Source organism: Arthrobacter jinronghuae, from assembly GCF_025244825.1.
GTDB classification, from domain to species: Bacteria; Actinomycetota; Actinomycetes; order Actinomycetales; family Micrococcaceae; genus Arthrobacter_B; species Arthrobacter_B jinronghuae.
On record NZ_CP104263.1, the window covers coordinates 1,825,297 to 1,846,284 of the forward strand.

The 20,988-nt window shown below is 66.5% G+C and carries 17 protein-coding genes and 1 riboswitch; of the genes, 10 read left to right on the forward strand and 7 right to left on the reverse strand.

What is annotated here, in order from left to right; translation table 11 throughout:
- Nucleotides 1-3 precede the first annotated feature (3 nt).
- Both N2K98_RS08570 and N2K98_RS08575 read left to right on the forward strand, forming a co-directional pair.
- Nucleotides 4-2,538 (forward strand): ATP-binding protein, encoded by a 2,535-nt coding sequence (locus tag N2K98_RS08570; protein ID WP_255865531.1) that lies wholly within the window; start codon nt 4-6, stop codon nt 2,536-2,538.
- Nucleotides 2,535-3,209: a response regulator gene (locus N2K98_RS08575; RefSeq protein WP_255797798.1), complete on the forward strand. Its 675-nt coding sequence runs from the start codon at nt 2,535-2,537 to the stop codon at nt 3,207-3,209. The genes N2K98_RS08570 and N2K98_RS08575 overlap by 4 nt, the downstream gene beginning before the upstream one ends.
- Nucleotides 3,210-3,296: 87 nt before the next feature.
- On the opposite strand, the gene N2K98_RS08580 is transcribed toward N2K98_RS08575, so the two are convergent.
- The gene (locus N2K98_RS08580) at nt 3,297-4,154 is read right to left on the reverse strand and encodes a LysM peptidoglycan-binding domain-containing protein (RefSeq protein WP_255865532.1); all 858 of its coding nucleotides are present in this window, start codon (nt 4,152-4,154) and stop codon (nt 3,297-3,299) included.
- Between the two features lie 3 nt (nt 4,155-4,157).
- A riboswitch (cyclic di-AMP (ydaO/yuaA leader) is annotated at nt 4,158-4,304 on the reverse strand.
- A 588-nt stretch (nt 4,305-4,892) separates the two neighbouring features.
- Here N2K98_RS08580 and N2K98_RS08585 point away from each other — a divergent pair.
- Entirely contained in the window at nt 4,893-6,074 is a 1,182-nt protein-coding gene (locus N2K98_RS08585) for an MFS transporter (protein ID WP_255865533.1), read from the forward strand.
- 46 nt (nt 6,075-6,120) lie between these two features.
- Entirely contained in the window at nt 6,121-7,143 is a 1,023-nt protein-coding gene (ligD, locus tag N2K98_RS08590; protein WP_255865534.1) for a non-homologous end-joining DNA ligase, read from the forward strand.
- Here the strand turns inward: ligD and N2K98_RS08595 are convergent.
- Nucleotides 7,140-7,367, reverse strand: a complete 228-nt coding sequence (locus N2K98_RS08595) for a sulfurtransferase TusA family protein (protein ID WP_229952011.1) — start codon at nt 7,365-7,367, stop codon at nt 7,140-7,142. The genes ligD and N2K98_RS08595 overlap by 4 nt on opposite strands.
- Before the next feature lie 34 nt (nt 7,368-7,401).
- Entirely contained in the window at nt 7,402-8,454 is a 1,053-nt protein-coding gene (locus N2K98_RS08600; RefSeq protein ID WP_255865535.1) for a YeeE/YedE family protein, read from the reverse strand.
- 261 nt (nt 8,455-8,715) lie between these two features.
- Here N2K98_RS08600 and N2K98_RS08605 point away from each other — a divergent pair, with 261 nt between their 5' ends.
- Entirely contained in the window at nt 8,716-9,456 is a 741-nt protein-coding gene (locus tag N2K98_RS08605) for a glycosyltransferase family 2 protein (RefSeq protein ID WP_255865536.1), read from the forward strand.
- Here the strand turns inward: N2K98_RS08605 and N2K98_RS08610 are convergent.
- The gene (locus tag N2K98_RS08610) at nt 9,440-10,384 is read right to left on the reverse strand and encodes an alpha/beta fold hydrolase (RefSeq protein WP_255865537.1); all 945 of its coding nucleotides are present in this window, start codon (nt 10,382-10,384) and stop codon (nt 9,440-9,442) included. The genes N2K98_RS08605 and N2K98_RS08610 overlap by 17 nt on opposite strands.
- 166 nt (nt 10,385-10,550) lie before the next feature.
- Here N2K98_RS08610 and N2K98_RS08615 point away from each other — a divergent pair, with 166 nt between their 5' ends.
- A complete protein-coding gene (locus N2K98_RS08615) occupies nt 10,551-11,363 on the forward strand; it encodes a lysophospholipid acyltransferase family protein (protein ID WP_255797791.1) in 813 nt (270 codons plus the stop codon).
- Nucleotides 11,364-11,422: 59 nt separating this feature from the next.
- Here the strand turns inward: N2K98_RS08615 and N2K98_RS08620 are convergent, their stop codons facing one another.
- Together N2K98_RS08620 and N2K98_RS08625 are read right to left on the reverse strand one after the other, a co-directional pair.
- Entirely contained in the window at nt 11,423-12,262 is an 840-nt protein-coding gene (locus N2K98_RS08620) for an SDR family oxidoreductase (protein ID WP_255865538.1), read from the reverse strand.
- Between the two features lie 77 nt (nt 12,263-12,339).
- Nucleotides 12,340-12,993 carry an SDR family oxidoreductase gene (locus N2K98_RS08625; protein WP_255865539.1) on the reverse strand — a complete coding sequence of 218 codons (654 nt, stop codon included), beginning with the start codon at nt 12,991-12,993 and terminating at the stop codon, nt 12,340-12,342.
- Between the two features lie 187 nt (nt 12,994-13,180).
- On the opposite strand from N2K98_RS08625, the gene N2K98_RS08630 reads away from it, so the two are divergent.
- Nucleotides 13,181-14,698 (forward strand): carboxylesterase/lipase family protein, encoded by a 1,518-nt coding sequence (locus N2K98_RS08630; protein WP_255865540.1) that lies wholly within the window; start codon nt 13,181-13,183, stop codon nt 14,696-14,698.
- Between the two features lies 1 nt (nt 14,699).
- Here N2K98_RS08630 and N2K98_RS08635 read toward each other — a convergent pair whose 3' ends face one another.
- Nucleotides 14,700-15,593: an arginase family protein gene (locus tag N2K98_RS08635; protein WP_255865541.1), complete on the reverse strand. Its 894-nt coding sequence runs from the start codon at nt 15,591-15,593 to the stop codon at nt 14,700-14,702.
- An 86-nt stretch (nt 15,594-15,679) separates the two neighbouring features.
- Here N2K98_RS08635 and abc-f point away from each other — a divergent pair, with 86 nt between their 5' ends.
- The 3 genes from abc-f to lpdA all read left to right on the forward strand — a co-directional run bounded on the left by abc-f (nt 15,680) and on the right by lpdA (nt 20,983).
- Nucleotides 15,680-17,317: a ribosomal protection-like ABC-F family protein gene (gene abc-f / locus N2K98_RS08640; protein WP_255865542.1), complete on the forward strand. Its 1,638-nt coding sequence runs from the start codon at nt 15,680-15,682 to the stop codon at nt 17,315-17,317.
- Nucleotides 17,318-17,966: 649 nt separating this feature from the next.
- Nucleotides 17,967-19,484 (forward strand): carboxylesterase/lipase family protein, encoded by a 1,518-nt coding sequence (locus tag N2K98_RS08645; RefSeq protein ID WP_255797785.1) that lies wholly within the window; start codon nt 17,967-17,969, stop codon nt 19,482-19,484.
- A gap of 98 nt (nt 19,485-19,582) precedes the next feature.
- The gene (gene lpdA, locus N2K98_RS08650) at nt 19,583-20,983 is read left to right on the forward strand and encodes a dihydrolipoyl dehydrogenase (protein WP_255865543.1); all 1,401 of its coding nucleotides are present in this window, start codon (nt 19,583-19,585) and stop codon (nt 20,981-20,983) included.
- Nucleotides 20,984-20,988: the final 5 nt, after the last annotated feature.

Sequence of the window (20,988 nt, forward strand, 5' to 3'; positions counted from 1 at the left end):
TCCATGACGCGAGGACAACTGAGGGTTTTTCTGGGGGCGGCACCCGGCGTGGGCAAGACCTACGCCATGCTCGAAGAGGGGCGCCGCCTCCGGGATGAGGGATCCGACGTCGTCATCGCACTGGTTGAAACGCATGGACGTGCCGGGACGGCCGCCGTGGCCGAAGGCCTGGAGACCGTCCCGCGCGCCGTCCTGCGCCACCGCGGGCTGGAACTGCAGGAGATGGACCTGCCTGCCGTCCTGGCCCGGGCGCCGGAATACGCGCTGGTGGATGAACTGGCCCATACCAACGTGCCCGGGCTGCAGCACGAGAAGCGGTGGCAGGACGTGCAGGCCCTGCTCGACGCCGGGATCAACGTCCTGTCCACCGTGAACATCCAGCACATCGATTCCCTGAACGACGTGATCGAGCAGATCACCGGCACCCTGCAGGCCGAAACCGTGCCGGACGCCGTCCTGCGCGGAGCCGAACAGGTGGAGCTGGTGGACCTCACGCCGCAGTCGCTGCGCGGGCGCCTGGCCGACGGCGTCATTTATCCCGCCGAACGGGTGGACGCGGCCCTGTCCAACTATTTCCGCCTCGGAAACCTGACGGCGCTGCGCGAACTGGCGCTGCTGTGGCTGGCCGACGAGGTGGATTCAGCCCTGAACCGCTACCGCGAAGAGCACGGCATCAGCAGCAAATGGGAGGCACGGGAGCGGGTGGTGGTGGCGCTCACCGGCGGCCCCGAAGGGCGCACCCTGCTGCGCCGCGGGGCACGGATTGCCGCCCGGTCCGCCGGCGGCAAGCTGCTGGCCGTCCACGTCTCCGGAGCCGACGGACTGCGCGGGCCGGAACCGGCAGAGCTGGCCGCACAGCGGCTCCTGGTGGAAAAGCTCGGCGGCAGCTTCCACCAGGTGGTGGGCAACGACGTTCCGCGTGCACTGGTGGACTTTGCCCGCAGCGTCAATGCCACCCAGCTGGTGGTGGGCGTCAGCCGGCGCCCCCGGATCGCCGCCCTGCTGTCCGGGCCGGGAATCGGCGCCACGGTCATCCGTGAGTCCGGCGACATTGACGTGCACATGGTCTCGCATTCGGCCGCCGCCCGGACCCTGGTGCTCCCGCATTTCGGCAGTGCCCTCTCGGTGCGCCGGCGCCTGCTGGGCTTCGCCTTCGCCCTGGTGGGCGGCCCGCTGCTCACGGCCGGACTGGTCACGGCCCGAAGTTCCGAAACGATCACCGGCGACGTGCTGAGCTACCAGCTGCTGGTCATCCTGGTGGCCCTGGTCGGCGGCATCTGGCCGGCGCTGTTCGCCGCCCTGCTCTCGGGCCTGACCCTGGACTTCTTCTTCATCCAGCCGCTCTACACCGTTACCGTGGCCACGCCGTCGCACATGCTTGCGCTGGGACTCTACGTCGTAAACGCGATGCTCGTCAGTTACGTCGTGGACGCCGCCGCCCGGCGCGCCCGCACCGCCCGGCGTTCGGCGTCGGAATCCGAGCTGCTGGCGTCCGTCGCCGGCAGCGTGCTGCGCGGGGAGGACGCACTGGGTGCCCTGGTGAGCCGCACCCGCGAGGCCTTCAATGTCAGCGCCGCACGTATCCGGTCAGAGGGTGAAGACCTGTATGCCGACGGCGACTGGCCGGCCTCCGTCTCGCCCGACGACCCCGCCCTGACCCGCCTGCCGGTCGGGGAGCGGTGCTTCCTGGACCTGTGGGGGCGCGAACTGGCGGCGTCTGACCGGCGGCTGCTGGCGGTCATCACCGCGCAGATGGAGGCAGCACTGGAACACCGGGAACTGACAGAAACCGCCAGGGGACTGGGCTCCCTGGCCGCGGCGGACAAGGTCCGCACGGCGCTGCTGGCCGCCGTCGGGCACGACCTGCGCCGTCCGCTGACCGCCGCGACCGCGGCCGTCACCGGCCTGCGGGCCACGGACGTCACCTGGTCCGAGCAGGACCGCAGCGAACTTCTTGCCACCGCCGAGGAATCGCTGGCCTCCCTTTCCGGCCTGGTCACCAGCCTGCTGGACGTGAGCAGGCTGCAGGCCGGCGTCGTCGGGGTGAGCCTGGAGCCGCTGAATGTCGTGGATGCGGTGCTGCCCGCGCTCGAGGAGCTGGAACTGGGCCCGGCGGACGTGGAACTGGAGATCCCCACGGTTCCCCGCGTGGTCCTGGCGGATCCGGTGCTGCTGCAGCGGGTGCTGGTCAACCTGCTGGCCAATGCGGTGCGCTTCAGCCCGGACGGCGTCAAATGCGTGCTGTCCGTCAGCGAGTTTGCCGGCCGGGTGGAAATCCGCGTCATAGACTCGGGACCGGGCGTTCCGGAGCAGCGGCGGGGTGAGATCTTTGTGCCCTTCCAGCGGCTCGGGGACATCGATAATTCAACCGGGCTCGGCCTGGGCCTGGCCCTGGCCAAGGGATTTACGGAAGGAATGGGCGGAACACTGGAAACCGAAGACACCCCCGGCGGCGGACTGACCATGGTCCTCTCACTGCCGGCCGCCAGGCACCGCGTCCCCGCGGGTGGACAACACTCCCCGGCGGTGGCCGGATGAAGATCCTGATCGCCGACGATGACGTGCAGATCCTCCGGGCACTGCGGATCACCCTGAGCGCCTACGGCTATGAGGTAGTGACAGCGGAAAGCGGCAGCGCCGCAATCCGGAAGGCCGTGGACACCCATCCGGACCTGTTGGTGCTGGACCTGGGCATGCCGGGGCTCAGCGGCATGGATGTCATCGAGGCCGTCCGTGGCTGGAGTGCCGTGCCCATCCTGGTGGTCTCGGGCCGGATCGACCCGGCGGACAAGGTCCGGGCGCTGGATCTGGGGGCGGATGACTACGTCACCAAACCCTTCTCCACCGAGGAGCTGCTGGCCCGGATCCGGGCGCTTTCCCGCCGATCGCCCGCGGCTGCCGGCCCCAGCGAAATCACGTTCGGAACGGTGCGGGTGGACCTCGCCGCGCGGCGCATCGCCCGGCTCGACGACGGCTCGGACATCCGCCTGACGCCCACCGAGTGGCGGTTCCTGTCCGAACTGCTCGCCCATCCGGGGATGCTGGTCACCCAGCAGGCGCTGCTGACCAATGTCTGGGGGCCGGGCACCACGGACTCGGGCTATCTGCGGCTGTACATCGGACAGCTGAGGCGGAAACTGGAGCGTGACCCTGCTGCTCCGGAGCACCTGCTGACCGAACACGGCATGGGCTACCGGTTTGTGCCCTGATGCGTCCGGGGGCTGACCGCTTAACGCAATGAGCGCCCGGCCCTTGCGGGTCGGACGCTCATTTTGGCGCTGTGGGGCTAGGAAGCCTTATGCGCGGTAGAACACGGGGCCGGAGCCGACGTTGACGGACTGGACTACGGTCTGGTTGCCGTTCCAGCCGCTGTGGATGGCCTCGCCGTTGCCGATGTAGATGGCAATGTGGGCCAGGCCCATGCCGCCGTCAGCGTAGTAGACCATGTCACCGGGCTCCGGGGTGGAGACCTGGGTGCCGTAGGCGGCCAGCTGTGCGGGACCGAGGTCTCCGACGCTGTGGCCTGCGGCGCGCAGGGCAACCTCAACCAGAACGGTGCAGTCCTGGGCTGCGCCCAGCTGCGACTGTGCCGAAGCCAGCATGATGGCATTGGTGCCGCTGGCTGCGGGGGTTGCTGCAGCCGGCGTGATGTTGGTGGACTGGGTGGTGACCACGCCGGTGTTGGCGGGCTCAACCGGTGCAGCTACTGCAGCTGCCGGAGCGGCGTAGAACGCAGCGGGTGCGGCAGCCGGAGCAGCTTCGCCGGCAACGGTGATGACGTCGCCGGGGTAGATGATGGATGCCAGGGACAAGCCGTTGAGTGCCAGGACGGAGTCCAGGCCAACGCCGTAAGCGGCGGAGATCTGGCCCAGGGTGTCACCGGATACAACGGTGTGGGTGGCGGCAGCAGCTGCGGGGGCAGCTACCGGTGCGGCTTCCACCGGTGCGGCAGCTACCGGAGCAGCCGGTGCAACGGCCTGTGCCGGGGTGTAGTTGTCGTTGGCGACAACACCGGCGGAGGCCGGTGCGGCCATACCGAGCATGATGCCGGAGCCGGCAACGACGACGGCTGCGGTGCTGCCGATGGTCCGTGCACGGCCTGCTGCGACGGTGTTCTCGGCGCGGTGGCGTCCACGAGTCTTGTTGAAAGTCATGTAATAACCTCTCCCGATACCTGCGAGGTGAGCTGTCGGATTCGGATGGGAGACACCCGGCCGCCGGTGAAACCGGAGACTTAACCCCAAGGATTCAAGGAACCCATAATTGGTTCCCCCGCCTCTGCCGTGGTTGTGCGTTCTGTGGACCCCGGGACCAGCGGCAGAGCTAGGTAACAAGCCCGGGGGAGCCGCATCAGAAAGCGGCATGGGTATAACCGTACAAGATAGTTACGGTTGGATAACCATTGTGTGATCTGCTTCTCTCAGGCGTGTGATCGGGGGCGCGATATGCTACCCGAAATAGGCCTCAACGGCCACTTCGGCCTGCTCCAGTCTCAATATTAACAGCGTCGCCCTTTATGCCGATCGGCCCGCAGTTTCCAGGCGGCGTGGCAGGTGTTACGCGTGTGATCCCACTGGTAACAGCTGTATCACTACTCCGGAAACGGCGTCCAGCCCGGGGCGACTTGGGGTCGGAGAAGTCCACCCTCCGGTACAGGAGTGACTGATGTTTTCCCCTGCGTCACAACCGCACCAGGGCACGGGCAAAAAGTGTCCGGGATCACTGAAATTTCCTCCAATCCAGCCCGCGGACGGAGGCAGCAGGCCGATTTCCCGGCCGGCGGAGACGGCGCGTAAGGTTGTTAGGCGGCCTTTCAATATGGGTCGTTTGTTCCGAGCAAACAGGAGAAGGCAGTGGCTGGCAGCGGTTCTAAATTATGGACTAGGGGATTTGTGCTGGCGATCATCACCAATCTCTTTATCTCACTGGTGTTTTATCTGTTGATGACCACCATGGCGCTCTATACGGTGCAGGAGTTCTCCGCATCCGACAGTGCCGCCGGATTCGCTTCCGGATCCTTCGTCCTCGGTGCCTTGGCGGCAAGGGTGTTCGCCGGCAAGTTCCTGGACTTCGTGGGGCGGCGGAGGCTGCTGGTCGTGAGCCTTGCGGTGTTCGTGGTCGCGTCGCTGCTGTACATCCCCGCGTCCAGCCTGGCGCTGCTCCTGACCGTCCGGATCCTGCACGGCATGGCATTCGGAGCGGCCAGCACGAGTATTTCCGCCTCCGTAATGGGATTGATTCCCGTCCACCGGCGGGGTGAGGGCACCGGCTACTTCGGCATCTCCACCACGCTGGCCACTGCAGTGGGCCCGTTCCTGGCCGTGTTCCTGGCGGAGTCCGTCAGTTACCGCGCGCTGTTCCTGTTTGCTGCCGGCTGCGCTGCCGTCGCACTGGTGTTGTCGCTGGTGCTGTCCCTGCCTGAACGCACGCCAACGGCCGAGGAACAGGAGAACAAGTGGCGGATGCACCTGACGGACATCATCGATCCGTCGGCCCTGGCCATTGCATCGGTGATGTTTATTGCCGGCGCGGCTTATGCCGGCATCCTCTCCTTCCTGAACTCCTACGCGCAGACAGAAGGCCTGGTGCTCGGCGCCAGCCTCTTCTTTGTGGTCTATGCGTGCGTGGTGCTGGTTTCACGGCTGTTTGTGGGGCGCATCCAGGACCGGCACGGCGACAACGCCGTGGTCTATCCCACGCTCGTGTCCTTCGCCGTCGGCCTGGCGCTGCTGGCCTACGCCCCCAATGACACGGTGCTGGCCCTGGCCGGCGTGTTCGTGGGGTTCGGCTTCGGTGCGCTGATGCCGTGTGCGCAGGCGATTGCCGTGACGACGGCGCCGCCGGCTCGAATCGGCCTGGCCACGTCCACGTTCTTCATCCTGATGGATGCCGGGGTGGGCCTTGGCCCGCTGCTGCTGGGAATGCTCCTGCCGCTGATGGGATTCCACGGCATGTACTGGGTGCTGGCCGCCGTCCTGCTGGCCTCCACGGTGCTGTACCACTTTGTCCACGGGCGGAAGAACTACCGGCCCGGCGCACCGTCGGAACCGGTACCGGCGAAGCCTGCCGCCTGACACGGTAACCTCTTTCCCACACTGTCCGATGAGGGAAAGCAGAGCCATGGCACGCGAGGAAACCACCTTGACCGTTCCCGGCCCGGAGGGGGAGCGGCAGGTCCGCATCTCCAGTCCAGGACGGGTCCTCTGGCCGAATCCCGGAATTACGAAACTGGATCTGGCCCGTTATCTCGCGGAGGTGGGCGAGGCATTCATCCGGGCCAACGGCGGCCGGCCCGTCTCGCTGGAGCGCTTTCCGGAGGGCATCGACGGCGAGGTGTTCTTTTCCAAGAATCCGCCGCGTGGAATGCCGGACTGGATGCGCGCCGTCACCGTGAAATACCCGAGCGCCCGTTCACACCCGCAGGTGGTGCTGGATGAGCCGGCCGCCGCGGTTTGGGCGGCCCAGATGAACACGGTGGTTTTCCATCCCTGGCCGTCACGGGCGGAAGACACCGACAACCCGGACCAGCTGCGGATCGACCTGGATCCCCAGCCGGGCACGGATTTCGACGACGCCGTGCGTCCGGCCCGGGAACTGCGGTCCATCCTCGCGGAGGCCGGGCTCGACGCGTTCATCAAGACCTCGGGCAACCGGGGCATCCACCTGTTCGCCCCGATCCGGCCGGAGCGTGAATTCCTGGACGTCCGGCACGCGGTGATTGCGGCGGCCAGGGAGGTGGAGCGCCGGATGCCGGACAAGGTGACCACGGCCTGGTGGAAGGAGGAGCGCGGCCAACGCGTGTTCGTGGACTTCAACCAGGCCAACCGCGACCGCACCATGGCCGGTGCGTACAGCCCCCGCGCGCTCCCGAACGCACCCGTCTCCTGCCCGATCACCTGGGATGAACTGGAACGGGTGCATCCGGGGGACTTCACGATGCAGACCGTCCCGGAGCGGCTGCGCACTGTCGGGGACCCTTGGGCGGAAATGTCAGCCCGGCCGGGGTCCATCGACGTCCTGCTGGACTGGTGGGAACGGGACCTGGCCGACGGGCTGGGCGAGCTGCCCTTCCCGCCGGACTATCCGAAGATGCCGGGAGAGCCGCCGCGGGTCCAGCCCAGCCGTGCCCGTCGGAAGGACTAGGCCTTCTGCACGGTGATGGACCACTCCGCGGGACCGCGCTTGGAGAAATCCGTGACCGGGTAACCGCTCTCCGCAGCCCAGCGCGGAATGGCGTCCGTGGCCTGGGTGCAGTCGAAGTGGATGACGAGTTCGTCGCCGCTCGTAAGCGTTGTCATGGCCTGCTTGGCCTCCACGAGGGGGAAGGGGCAGACGGATCCGTTGGTTTCCAGGGTGACCTGTGCCATGGTGTATTTCCTTTTCTAGCTTTTGGTGGGGGAATTAGACGCCGACGGGAACGCGTGCGGAGGCAGGCGCCGGGCGGCGGTTCATGATGGTGAGTTTCGCAGCCACGCCGGTGCCGAGGATCATGAAGATCAGCGCGGTCCAGCCCTGGAAGGTGAACTGGGCCGTCTGCACCATGGCGTTGCCGATGGTGCAGCCGCCGGCCAGGGCGGCGCCGATGCCCATCAGGGCACCGCCGCCGAGGCTCTTGACTGCCGTGGCGGCGTCGGGGACCCGGACCCGGAATTCGCCGCTGCCCTTGGCTGCGATGAAGGAGCCGAGCAGGATGCCGATGACCAGGTACACGCCCCAGTCCACGAGTTCGGCGTCGCCGGTGACCAGGTAGCTGACCAGCTTGGAGGAGGGGGTGGTGATGCCCAGGCCGTCCTCCCGGCCGGTGGCCCAGCTCAGCGGCCAGGCTGCCGTGGCAATGAGCCCGATGACAACGGCAGTGGCGAAGGCGTTCCACGGCTTTTCGAACAAGAGGTGCGCCAGTCCGGTTTTCGACGCCGGCAGGGAGGCCATGGCGAATTTCGGCTTGGCCAGGTGGTGCCGGACGGCCAGGGCCACCGCAGCCACAAGTACCGCCACGAACAGCCACGGGGAGATACCCAGGACGGAGTAGAAATTGCTCTGCTCCACGGTCACGGAGCGCATGGCGGTGTTGAAGCCGGCCAGGGGCCCGGTCTTCATGATCGCCGCGAACAGTGCGTAGGAGATCAGCGCCAGCCAGCTGCCGACCAGGCCCTCACCGGCGCGGTAGTAGGTTCCGGTGGCGCAGCCGCCGGCCAGCACGATGGCAAAGCCGAAGATGAAGCCGCCCACGATGGTCGCCAGCCAGGGGAACGCCTCGGCCTGCAGGGTAATGACGCCGGCAGCGTCCAAGGCGAATACGCCGACGCTCTGCACGGCCACAACCACCAGGAACGCGGTGAGCCAGCGGGTATTGCGTGTGACCCAGACATCCCGGAAGGCACCGGTGACGCAGAAGCGGCCCCGCTGCATAACGAATCCGAGTGCCAACCCGACCAGCAGGCCTGAAATAAGCATTGAAACTGCTCCTAGGAGAAAGGGGAGATGCCGCGGCAACGTGCCGCAGTTGAGCAACGCTAGTCCGGGTGCTTTCGGGCCGCCAAGGAATATGGCCCCGCATGTCCGCGGATTAAGCGCCGTGACGGCTTAGGTGGACAAAGGCGGCACCGGAGTGCACCACTTGACCGTGCCGCCCGCCTGCAGCCTTCCCGTCCGTGGCCGGGGGAAGCATGCGGTGGCAGAATCGGAGGGCAACGGACAACCGGCAGCCAGGACGCGATGTCGACTATTACAGTGGTGATCCCCTCCCATAACGACGCCGCCATGCTTGCTGCGTGCCTGCGCGCGGTGGCCCGGCAGACACGGCAGCCGGACGAGGTGCTGGTAGTGGACAACGCCAGTACCGATGCGACGGCGGACGTCTGCCGGGCAGCGGGCGTCCGCAGGATCTACGAGCCCGACGTCGGTGTCGCCTCCGCTACCTTCCGCGGCTTCGATGAGGCGGGCGGTGAATGGCTGGCCCGCCTGGACGCAGACTCGGTGCCTCCGCCGCACTGGCTGGAGCATCTGGAAGCGGATCTCCTCGAGGCCGGCAAAGACACCGCTGTCACCGGACCGGGGGAGTTCTACGGCTCCGGGCCGGTGGTCCGGTGGATAGCGGAAACCCTCTACATCGGCGGCTACCGCTGGTCCATGAACCTGTTGCTGGGGCACCCGCCGCTCTTCGGGTCCAACTTCGGCCTGCACCGGAGCATGTGGATACGGCTAAGGAACCGGGTGCACCGGGGAGATCCCCGCGTGCATGATGACCTGGACCTCTGTTATCAGCTTCGTCCCGGGATGTGGATCCGCTGGGACCCGGATCTGCGCGTAGGTGTATCCGCCCGGCCCTTTGACACGTGGCGCGGACTGGGGCGGCGGGTTTCCATGGCCTGGACTACGTTCAAGCTCGACTTCGAGCAGGAGCCGCCGTGCCGGCGTCGGCGGGAGCGTGCACGCAGCCTCAGCCGGCGGAATTGAACAGGTGCAGCAGGTCCCGCGTGAACTGGTAGGGCGATTCCTCGCTGGGGCTGTGTCCGCTGCCGTAGGACGCAAAGGATGCTCCGATACCGGCGGCGAACTCCCGGTGCAGCCGCAGCGGCCAGACATCATGCTCGCCCACGGCCACGAACTTCGGGAGGCGGGCCGCTCGAAGGTCCGCCCGCAGGTCCGGGGCGTGCCGCATCAGCCCCACCATGTCCCGGATGGAGTCCTTCCGGGTGCGGGTGAACCGGTGCGACACAAACGCCATCCGGCCGGGGGATGCCCCAATGAAGTTACGCTGCACGCCCCAGACAATCAGGTCCGCGCTGATCCGGTCCCCGACGAACGGGGCGGCCCAGCCGATACGGCTTACACCGCGGAAACTCTGGCCGCCGCCGGGCGGACAGCCAAGCAGGGTGATGCTGCGGAACAGGTCCGGCCGCTGCAGCAGGGCCAGTTGCGCCACGATGCCGGCGAACGAGTAGCCAACCACGTGGGCCGGGCCGCAGGCAGTCAGCACGGATATCAGGTCACCCGTGAACAGCTCGTAGTCGTACCGGTCCCGCGGCGGCCGCAGCTGCTCGGGGCCGGCGTCGGCGGACTCGTACTGGCCGGCGAGGTCGAAGCTGAAGGCGAAGTATCCCGCCGCTGCCAGCTCCGGCAGCATCAGTGAGAAGTCTTCCTTTGATCCCATGGCCCCGGGCACCAGGACCACCGCCGGACTCCCTGCGTCTCCCATGCTGATGGCCGCGAGGGACCCGCTGGGTGCCGGAAACCGGGAACTGACGCAACCGGCAGGAAGTGCGGACCAGTCGATGTCGCCGAGTTGCGCGTCTCGGGCGGCAGCAGGATCAGCCGGGGCAGCCGGTTCGGTGCGCAGCCTTGCACCCGGCCCCCGGCCGGCGAACCTCCCGCGTATCACCATGGCTAAAAGATAGCCGCCAACCTGGTCCGCGTCTGCTGAACCCGGGCCCGGGGAGCGCGGGGCGGGTCATTTCCGCGCGGCGCGGACAAGCAGGACAGCAGCCATCGGCCGCCGCGGTAGAATTTCGTTGCCTGCCCCGAAAATCCGCCCGACTCAGGAGCCGACGTTGCCCGCAAAGCGTAACCCCAACAAGTTCGTCTATCGAGGCATCGTATTTACGGGCCTCACTGCCCGCAGCCTCTTTAGGGTCCCCGTGATCCCCTCCGGCCTGGAGAACCTTCCGGCAGAGGAAGAAATCCGCGGCCTGAACCGGACCGTCGTCCCCGGCAAGGGCGCAGTGGTGGCCATCACGCACTTCGGCTACCTGGACTTTGCGTTCGCGGAGCTCCTGATGTGGAGGAAGCTGAAGGTCCACATGCGGTTCCTCGTCACCAAGAAAGCCACCAAGAAGAAGTTCGTCAAGGCTGTCTGTGACTGGTGCGAGCACGTGGTCGTGGACCGTGCCGACGGCGCAGCAGCCTACAAGGAATCCGTTGAAAAGCTGCGCGGCGGTGATTACCTTGCGGTCCTGCCCGAGGCAGGCGTCAGCCGCAGCTTCACCGTGCGGCAGCTGAAGACCGGCGCCGTGCGCATGGCCGCCGAAGCCGGTGTGCCGATCATTCCGGTATCGGTCTGGGGCGGTCACCGCATGCTGACCCGCGGACACGGCCTGAGCATCAAGGCCGCCTGGAAAAATCCGGTGCGCGTGCACGTAGGGGAAATGATCCGCGTTGAAACGGATGCCGACGTCGTCGAAGAGACCCGCCGGCTGCAGGAGGAACTGCAGGAGGGAATCGACTACTGCATCGATACCTACCCGGTGACGCCCGAGCCCGGAGCCTGGTGGATGCCGCGGAGCCGCGGCGGCAGCGCCATGGCCGTTGAGGAACAGCAGATCCTCGACGCCGCGGACCGAGAAAAGTACAAGATCACCGGTTAACACCGCAGAAACGACAACGGCAGCCGCAGGTGCGGCTGCCGTTGTCGTTGGTGGACCGGCTACAGGATCGGGTTGCCGCCGGTGACGGCAATCCGGGCACCGGAAATGTAGCTGCCGTCATCCGACGCGAGCAGGACGTAGGCCGGCGCCAGTTCGGCCGGCTGTCCCGGGCGTCCCAGCGGGGTGTCGGCCCCGAAGGAACCCACCTTGTCCGCGGGCATGGTGGCGGGAATCAGCGGGGTCCAGATGGGGCCGGGGGCCACGCTGTTGACGCGGATGCCCCGCTCGCCCAGCAGCTGGGACAGGCTGGCGGAGAAGTTGGCGATGGCGGACTTCGTGGCCGAGTACGGTGCCAGGGTGGGCACCGGCATGTCCGAGTTCACCGAGGAGGTCCCGATGATGGACGAACCCGGTGCCATGTGCGGCAGTGCAGCCTTGACCAGGTAGAACATCGCGTTGATGTTGACCTTGAAGGTGTACTCCCATTCCTCGTCCGGGATCTCCTCGATGGTTTCGTGATCCATCTGGAACGCGGCGTTGTGGATCAGGATGTCCACCTTGCCGAATTTTTCAACGGCCGTGCTGATGACCTTGCGGCACTGCTCGGCCGTGTCCAGGTCGCCCCGGACCAGGACGGCCCGGCGGCCGGCCTCTTCCACCAGGCGTGCGGTGTCCTGCGCGTCCTCGTCTTCACTCAGGTAGGAAATCAGGACGTCGGCGCCTTCGCGCGCATAGGCGATGGCCACAGCCCTGCCAATGCCGCTGTCGCCGCCGGTAATGACCGCCGCTTTGCCCTGGAGCTTGCCGCTGCCTCGGTACGAGTCTTCGCCGCAGTCGGGAACGGGCGTCATCTGCGCCTGGGTTCCGGGTACTTCCTGCTGCTGTTCCGGTTGGTTCATGGGGGAATCCTTCGGTTTGGCGTGGATAGGGGGACTATAGGGACGGCCGTGGCTGCAGCGCCGGAGAAGATCCCTGCCTAGGCGAGGGAATCCAGGGCCTCGGCAACCGGCGTCGAGCCGTTGTTGAACTCGATCGTTTTGCCGGCGGTGTCGGGGCGCTCGAGGACTTCGGCGGCCACGTGGGCAACGTCTTCGCGTGAAACGGACGTGCCCTCAACTCCTGCTCCCGTTTCGATCCGGCCGGTGCCGGGATCCATGGTCAGCGCGCTGGGGCCAAGGATGGTCCAGTTCAGGCCGCTGGCCCGCAGGTGCTCATCGGCGTCGGCCTTCGCTTCGGCGTAGGCAAAGAACCCGTCGTCTTCGGGAACCCCATGGTCCTTGCCGGCACCGAAGTAGGAAACCATCACATAGCGGCCGGCTCCGGCGGCTTCTGCGGCGTCCATGGAGCGGATCGCGGCGTCCCGGTCCACAGCGAAAGTGCGTTCGGGGGTGCCGCCCCCGGCTCCGGCGCTCCAGACGACGGCGTCCTGCCCGCGGAGCAGTTCGGTGATCTGGTCGGTGGAGAGGTTTTCCACGTCGGCGACGATGGCTTCCGCGCCGGTCTTTTCAACATCGGCTGCATGTTCCGGATTGCGGAAGAGCGAGGTGACGGTGTGACCCTTGTCGGTCAGCCGGCGGGCCAGGTGCAGGGCTACTTTTCCGTGACCTCCGATAATGGCGATGCGGGACATATGTTTCTCCTTTAGGTTGGTGACGGTCCTTCCACCATAAGCATGCTGTCGAATTTTTGCAGGGTTTCTGCCCCTGCCGTCCGCCAAGGGCTTAGCAGTTCGTGTGAATAGCATGGGCGGGGATAGCGGCGGCCTCCGGCGCTTGGTTATGATCGCGCTGGGCTCGAAAAACCGCGGAAGGAACGCTGTGGCAACAACTACGGCTCAGCCGGACCTCACTGTTTCGACGTCGGACGGAATGGTGCAGGGAATAGTGGTGAACGGTGTGCGGGCGTGGCGCGGAATCCCATACGCCGCCCCGCCCGTCGGCGACCTGCGGCTGCGCCTGCCCCGTCCGGTACAGCCGTGGGAGGGTGTCCTGGACGCAGGCCGGTACGGTCCCGTGCCGCCCCAGGAACCCGGACTGCCGTCCATGGGTGCGGGCCGGAAAACTCCAATGGACGAAGACTGCCTCACCATCAACGTCACCGCACCGTTGGACAATGCTCCGCCGCGCCCCGTCCTGGTGTATTTCTACGGCGGCGGATTCACCATCGGGGCCGCTTCTGCCGCAGCCTATGACGGCACGAATCTCGTGGAGCGCGGGGACGTGGTGTACGTCTGCATGAATTATCGGCTGGGAGCACTGGGGTTCATGGATTTCCGCCGGTATTCGACGCCGGAGCGGCCCTTCGACGTCAACGTCGGATTGGCGGACCAGGTCGCGGCCCTGCGCTGGGTGCAGCGCAACATTGCCGGCTTCGGAGGGGATCCGGAGAACGTGACGGTTTTCGGCGAGTCTGCCGGCGGCATGTCGATTACTGCGCTGATGTGCGTTCCGTCTGCCGAGGGGCTCTTCCACCGGGCCTTCGTGCAGAGCTCGGCACCGGCTACTGCCTACGGCCCCGGCCTGCCGGAAAAGTGGGCGGGCAGCCTGATCGAACTGCTGGGGGTCTCCGATGAGGAAGCACCGAATGCCTTGGCCTCGTTGCCTGCGGAGCGCCTGGTGAAGGCAGTCGGCCGGCTCACCCGCAAGGTCACACCGGAATCCGAGCCCGGAGCCCTGGCCGTGGCGCCGGTAGTCGACGGGGAATTCCTGCCGCTGCATCCCATCGATGCCTTCCGGACGGGCAAGGCACACCGGATCCCGCTCGTCATCGGCAATATGTTCCGCGAAGGTGCGTTGTTCGACCGGGTCCAGGACGTTCTCCCCACCACGGAGGAACGGATTGACACAATGTTTGCCCGCACGGAACCGGAGCTTAAGGCACGCGTCCTCGCCGCCTACCCCGGCTACCCCTCAAAGCACGCCGCCGTGGACGTAGGCGGCGATGTGGTCTTCTGGCTTCCCAGTGTCCAAGTGGCGGAAGGGCACTGCGCCTATGCGCCCACGTGGTCCTACCGGTTTGACTACGCCCCGCGGGTGGCGGGCCTGCTGGGGATCGGCGCCACCCACGGTATGGACACCCCGGCGGTGTTCGGCAACTACACCACCGGGCTTGGCCGTTTCCTGACGCTGCCGGGCAGCAAACGCACTACCGTTTCCGTTGGCAACCGGTTCCGCGGCGCGCTGCTGCGCTTTGCCCGCACCGGAAATCCGGGACTCTGGCCGGCCTACGGAATCGGGACGCGCGCAACCAAGGTCTTCGACGACACCGACCGTGTTGTGCAGGATCCCCACCGGAACCGCCGCGAGGCTTGGAACGGCTACCGCGGCTACCGCTGACCTAGACCGGCAGGTCCCGCAGCAGTCCGCCCAGGCGAAGAAGCTCCAGCGGTGCATGCTGGGCGAGCGAGAGGCCCACTATCTCCCCGGCATCGCCCAGGGCATCCATAATCCGAAGCAGGTCCGGCACCCGCACGCCCCGGGTGCCGTTACCCGTTGATCCCGTGAAATCCCTCCGGTCCAGCACATCCAGATCCACGTGGATGGCCAGCCTGGTTGCTCCGGTGAGTGCCAGCCAATCCAGGATGCGGCGGGTGTCCTCCGGGGTGTCCGTGATGCCCACGCTGGAAATGCCCAGCCGGTGCTTATTGGCCATGCCGGGATCCTGCCAGTCCTGCAGGCCGATGTGGAGGACGTTCGACGGCGCCACCATAGCCGGCAGCGCGGCCAGGAATTCGCCGTCGCCCGCCCCGGCGAGCGTCGACAGGGACATGGAACGGAACCCGGTATAACTGTCGCCAGGGATCCCGGTATCCGGGTGCGCGTCCACCCACAGCACCGCAAGGTCCGGTCCGTACCTGGCGGCCAGGTAGCTGAACGGCGCCACACTCACCGAACATTCCCCGCCGAAGGTCACCACTGACGCCGGATCGACTTCCGACACCAACCGGAGTCCTTCCCGCAGCTGGCGCAGGACCGCCTCGCGGGCATAGATGCCGTCCACCGTCTCCACTGCCTCATCCGATGTGTCGGTGCTGACCGGCACAAAGGCGGTGGGTCCTTCATGGGCGGGGGAGAGCAGCTCGAGCAGGGCCGGTCCCAGATGGTACGAAAGCTGGGTCTGGTGCGGCTGGCCCGCAGGCAGCGAACCGACGGCGCCTGCTCCGGCGGCGCCCTGCCACTGCGGAAAGATCAGCCGAAGGGCCCCGGGCCCGGATGGATGCATGGAGGTCATGATCGTCCTTAGGTGCGGAACAGGTGATTACCTTACCGCCGGCGACCCGGGCCGAGACAGGTGCGTGCACAAAATAGAATGGAGGAATGACTGCAACCCTCGTCGCCCGGGACCTTTCCGGCGGCCACGCCCACCGCACCCTTTTCGAGCATCTTTCCCTCACTGTCGCGCCGGGGGACGTCGTGGGCGTGGTGGGCGCGAACGGTGCCGGCAAATCGACGTTGCTGCGGTTGCTCGCCGGAGCGGCCGAACCGCAGGCCGGCACGGTCAGCACATCTCCCGCGGACGCCTTCGTGGGCTGGCTGCCGCAGGAGCACGAACGGCTGGCCGGGGAAACCGTCGGCGCGTATCTGGCCCGCCGTACCGGGGCGGCGGCTTCCACCGTTGCCATGGAGGCTGCTGCCGAAGCGCTGGGATCCGGACTCCCCGGAGCGGATGACACCTATGCGGCTGCACTGGACCGGTGGTTGGCGTCCGGTGCAGCCGACCTGGAAGACCGGGCACCCGCCGTACTGGCAGACCTTGGCCTGCAGCTCGGCCTGGACACCGAGATGGCCGGGCTTTCGGGCGGGCAGGCGGCACGCGTGGCGCTGGCCGCCCTGCTGCTGAGCCGCTTCGACATTGTCCTGCTCGACGAGCCCACCAATGACCTTGACCTGGACGGCCTGGCGCGCCTGGAACAGTTTGTCCGCGGACTCCGCGGCGGCGTCGTACTGGTGTCCCATGACCGTGAATTCCTCGCTCGGTGCGTAACCACCGTGGTGGAGCTGGACCTGGCGCAGAACAGCGTGGCGGTCTACGACGGCGGCTACGAGGCGTACCTGGAGGAACGCGCCGTCGCCCGCCGGCATGCCCGCGAGGCCTACGACGAGTTCGCTGACAAAAAAGCCGACCTGGTCTCCCGTGCCCGGACCACCCGGGAATGGAGTTCGCAGGGCGTGCGCAACGCCATGAAGAAGAACCCTGACAATGACAAGATCAGGCGCAAGGCCAGCACCGAATCATCCGAAAAGCAGGCACGTAAAGTCCGCCAGATGGAGTCACGCATCGCCCGGCTGGACGAGGTGGAGGAACCGCGCAAGGAATGGCAGCTGCAGCTGCGCATCGGATCGGCGCCCCGCTCCAGCTCAGTGGTGTCCACGTTGAACGACGCCGTGCTGGCCCGGGGCGGATTCACCCTCGGTCCGGTATCGGTACAGGTGAACGCCGGGGAGCGGATCGGCATCACCGGTCCCAACGGTGCCGGCAAGTCCACGCTGCTGCGGCTGCTGCTGGGACGCGAGGTGCCCGACGCCGGCACGGCCTCCCTGGGTGCCTCAGTCGCCGTGGGGGAAATCGATCAGGGCCGCGGCCAGCTTCCGGCCCATCTGCCGCTGGGGGAGGCCTTTGAGGCGGCCGTTCCGGAACTCTCGTCCGCGGAGGCACGCACCCTGCTGGCCAAGTTCGGACTCAAGGCCGATCAGGTGGCCAGCCGCGTCGACGCACTCTCCCCGGGGGAACGTACCCGCGCTTCGCTGGCCCTCCTGCAGGCCCGGGGCGTGAACCTGCTGGTCCTGGACGAGCCCACCAACCATCTGGACCTGCCCGCCATCGAGCAGCTCGAAGAGGCGCTGGAAAGCTACGAAGGGGCCCTGCTGCTGGTCTCCCACGACCGTCGACTGCTGGAAAATGTCCGCCTCGACACCCGCTGGGAAGTCACGGACGGAAAGGTCAGCGCAGCCTAGCCCCGGTTGCCGCCGGGTGTCGGTCGAATCCCGCGCCGGGCTTCGACCCGGCAGTACGGTGCCGGATGTGATACAAAGTATGCTGTGACGCATCCTTGGGAGGTGCGGAACGTAGGTCTCGGGCGATTTCACGGAAGAAGTGTCCTCATGGCTCCACGGATGGAATACCGCAGTGCCGCCTCAGCGGCCCGCGGAAGCGTCGGCAAAACGGATCAGCGCGGGTGCGCAGGGAATCCGGGCGCGCAGTTTGGCCGCGTCGGAACCGCCCTGTGAAGGCGTTAAGGTCGGGGGAAGTTCCCGTCCTGATCCTTGTCTGGATGTTGTGCGTCGGAACCGATTGGTCAACCGGCACAAAGATCGCCCTCAACGTCGCAGCAGTTGCTGGGTTCTGCCTTCGGGAAGCCATTGTGCACCGCCGCCTGGCGGCGAGGCCCGCCCATGGACGGCGCAGCGCCGGTTCCCGGCAGCTCGTCACTGCAGCCTAGGCGCCATAGCCTCGTCACCACAGCTTAGGCGCCTGCTCGTACAGCAGGACCAGGATGTTGGGCCGGGGACGGCCGGCAGCGGGTCCTGATCTGGTGGCCCCATCGACGCACGCCTATCGTAGGTAGTCGCAAGGCAGGGGTTCCCCGGCTGAAATGAGTCGATTGTGGCTATTGACGTTGCGTCACTGGTGGTTGAAACCGGCAGCGGGCTGGTACAGGGCATAGTGGACGACGGCGTGCGCACGTGGCGCGGCATTCCCTACGCGGCCCCGCCGGTCGGTGACTTCCGCCTCCGTGCACCGCAGCCGCCGCAGAGCTGGAGCGGTATCCGCGACGCCGGCAGCTTCGGGCCGGTTCCTCCTCAGTCCAAGGCGCCGAGCCTCACCGGAACCCGGCGCCGGGTGGCCATGGATGAGGACTGCCTGTCCCTGAATGTCTCTGCACCGCTGGAACCCGCGGACGGTCTGCTGCCGGTCCTGGTCTACCTCTACGGCGGGGCCTTCAGTTCCGGATCCTCGGCCGAGCCGACGTACCGGGGAACAAGACTGGTCCGGGACGGCGGCGTGCTCTACGTTTCGCTCAACTACCGCATCGGCGCACTGGGGTTCATGGACTTCCGCGCGTATTCGACGCCGGACCGACCCTTTGATACCAACATGGGCCTGCGGGACCAGGTCGCCGCTTTGGAATGGGTGCAGCAGAACATCGAAGCTTTCGGCGGAGACCCCAACAACGTCACCCTCTTCGGGGAATCCGCAGGCGGGCTCGCGGTCACCTCCCTGATGTGCGTTCCGAGCGCCCGGTCCCTGTTCCACCAGGCCTATGCGCAAAGCCCGGCACCATCGGCAGCCTATTCTCCGGAAATGCACGCCGGCTGGGCGGCTGACCTGCTGGAAATCCTCGGCGTCCCGCCCTCTGCTGCTGCCGACGCCCTGACCCGCCTGCCCGCGGCGAAACTGGTCAACGCCACCCGGAAACTGACCACGAAGATCGGCCCGGTCAAGCAACCCGGGTCCCTGAGCGTCTCACCGGTCATCGACGGCGACTTCCTGCCCAGATACCCCGTTGACATGTTCCTTTCCGGAGACTCGAATCCGGTTCCCCTGGTGCTGGGCACCATGGCCCGGGAAGGTGCGCTGTTCGCGAAGGTATCCAACATCCTGCCGTCCACGCCCGAACGGATCGAGAAGATGTTTGCCGGCACCGATCCGCAGGCCCGGGACCGGGTGGTGGCCGCGTATCCCGGCTATCCGTCCCGGCAGCGTTCAGTGGATATCAGCGGCGACCTGGTGTTCTGGTATCCCAGCCAAATGGTTGCCGAGGGACACTCACGCGTTGCGCCCACCTGGGCCTACCGCTACGACTACGCGACACCGGCAATGAACCTGCTGGGGTTCGGCGCCACCCATTCCTTCGATGTGCCGGTGATGTTCGGGGACATCGGCATCGGAACCGCAAAGGCCCTGACTCTGCTGGGTGGAGCAGAAGAGCTGAGAGCCCTGTCCAAACGCTTCCAGGGCTCGCTGCTGAGCCTGGCCCGGCATTCCCACCCCGGCAGCGACTGGCCGGCCTACGACGAAGCCCACCGGCAAACCCGCGTGTTCGACAAGCTGGACCGGATTGAGTCGGATCCGTTTCCCGAACGGCGCCGGGCCTGGACCGGCTACCGGGGCTACAACTGAACGTTCCCGGCACCCGTGCCCTCGGCGGCAGCCTCGTGAGAGCCTTAAGCCGGCTTAGAAAATTTTCCCGCACCCCCAGGCAAGGAGAGTTGGTTCCCATGAGCGAACATTACGACGTCGTGGTCCTCGGGGCCGGACCGGGCGGTTATGTGGCCGCCATCCGCGCGGCCCAACTGGGCTTGAAAACGGCAATAGTGGAGGAGAAATACTGGGGCGGCGTCTGCCTCAATGTCGGGTGCATTCCGTCCAAGGCGCTGCTGCGCAATGCCGAACTGGCCCAGATCTTCACCAACCAGGCCAAGACGTTCGGCATGAGCGGCGATGTCAGCTTTGATTACGGGGCGGCATTTGACCGCAGCCGACAGGTGGCCGACGGCCGGGTCAAGGGCGTCCACTTCCTGATGAAGAAGAACAAGATCACGGAATACGACGGCCACGGCGTCTTCACCGACGACCACACCCTCGAGGTGGACCTGTCCAAGGGCGGCAGCGAGACCATCACCTTCGACAACGCGATCATCGCCACCGGAACCTACGTACGGCTGCTGCCCGGCGTCGAACTGAGCGAGAACGTGGTCACCTACGAAGCCCAGATCATGGACCGGGACCTGCCGAAGAAAATGGTGATCGTCGGTGCCGGGGCCATCGGGATGGAATTCGGCTATGTGCTGCGGAGCTACGGCGTGGATGTCACCATCATCGAATTCCTGGACCGTGCCCTGCCCAACGAGGACGTGGACGTCTCCAAGGAAATTACCAAGCAGTACAAGAAGCTCGGCATCCCCATCCTCACCTCCACCAAGGTGGAAACCGTGAAGGACAACGGATCGTCCGTGACGGTGGCCTATACGGATAAGAACGGCCACCAGGGCAGCATCGAAGCTGACCGGGTGATGATGTCCATCGGCTTTGCCCCGCGTACCGAGGGTTTCGGCCTGGAGAAAACCGGGGTGGAACTCACGGAACGCGGCGCCGTCGGCATCGACGAGTACATGCGCACCAATGTCCCGCACATCTACGCCATCGGCGACATCACTGCCAAGCTCCAGCTTGCCCACGTGGCGGAGGCCATGGGCGTGGTGGCGGCAGAAACCATCGGCAAGGCCGAAACCCTGCCGCTGGGCGATTACCGCATGATGCCCCGTGCCACCTTCTGCCAGCCGCAGGTGGCAAGCTTCGGGCTCACCGAACAGCAGGCCCGCGACGAGGGCCATGACGTCCTAGTCAGCACCTTCCCGTTTACGGCCAACGGCAAGGCCCACGGGCTGGGCGAACCGGTGGGCTTCGTGAAACTGGTGGCCGACGCCAAGTACGGGGAGCTGCTGGGCGGGCACCTGATCGGCCCCGATGTTTCGGAACTGCTGCCGGAACTGACCCTGGCACAGAAGTGGGACCTGACAGCTGCCGAACTCGCCCGCAACGTGCACACCCACCCAACCCTCAGTGAGGCACTGCAGGAAGCTTTCCACGGACTGACCGGCCACATGATCAATTTCTAGCCGGG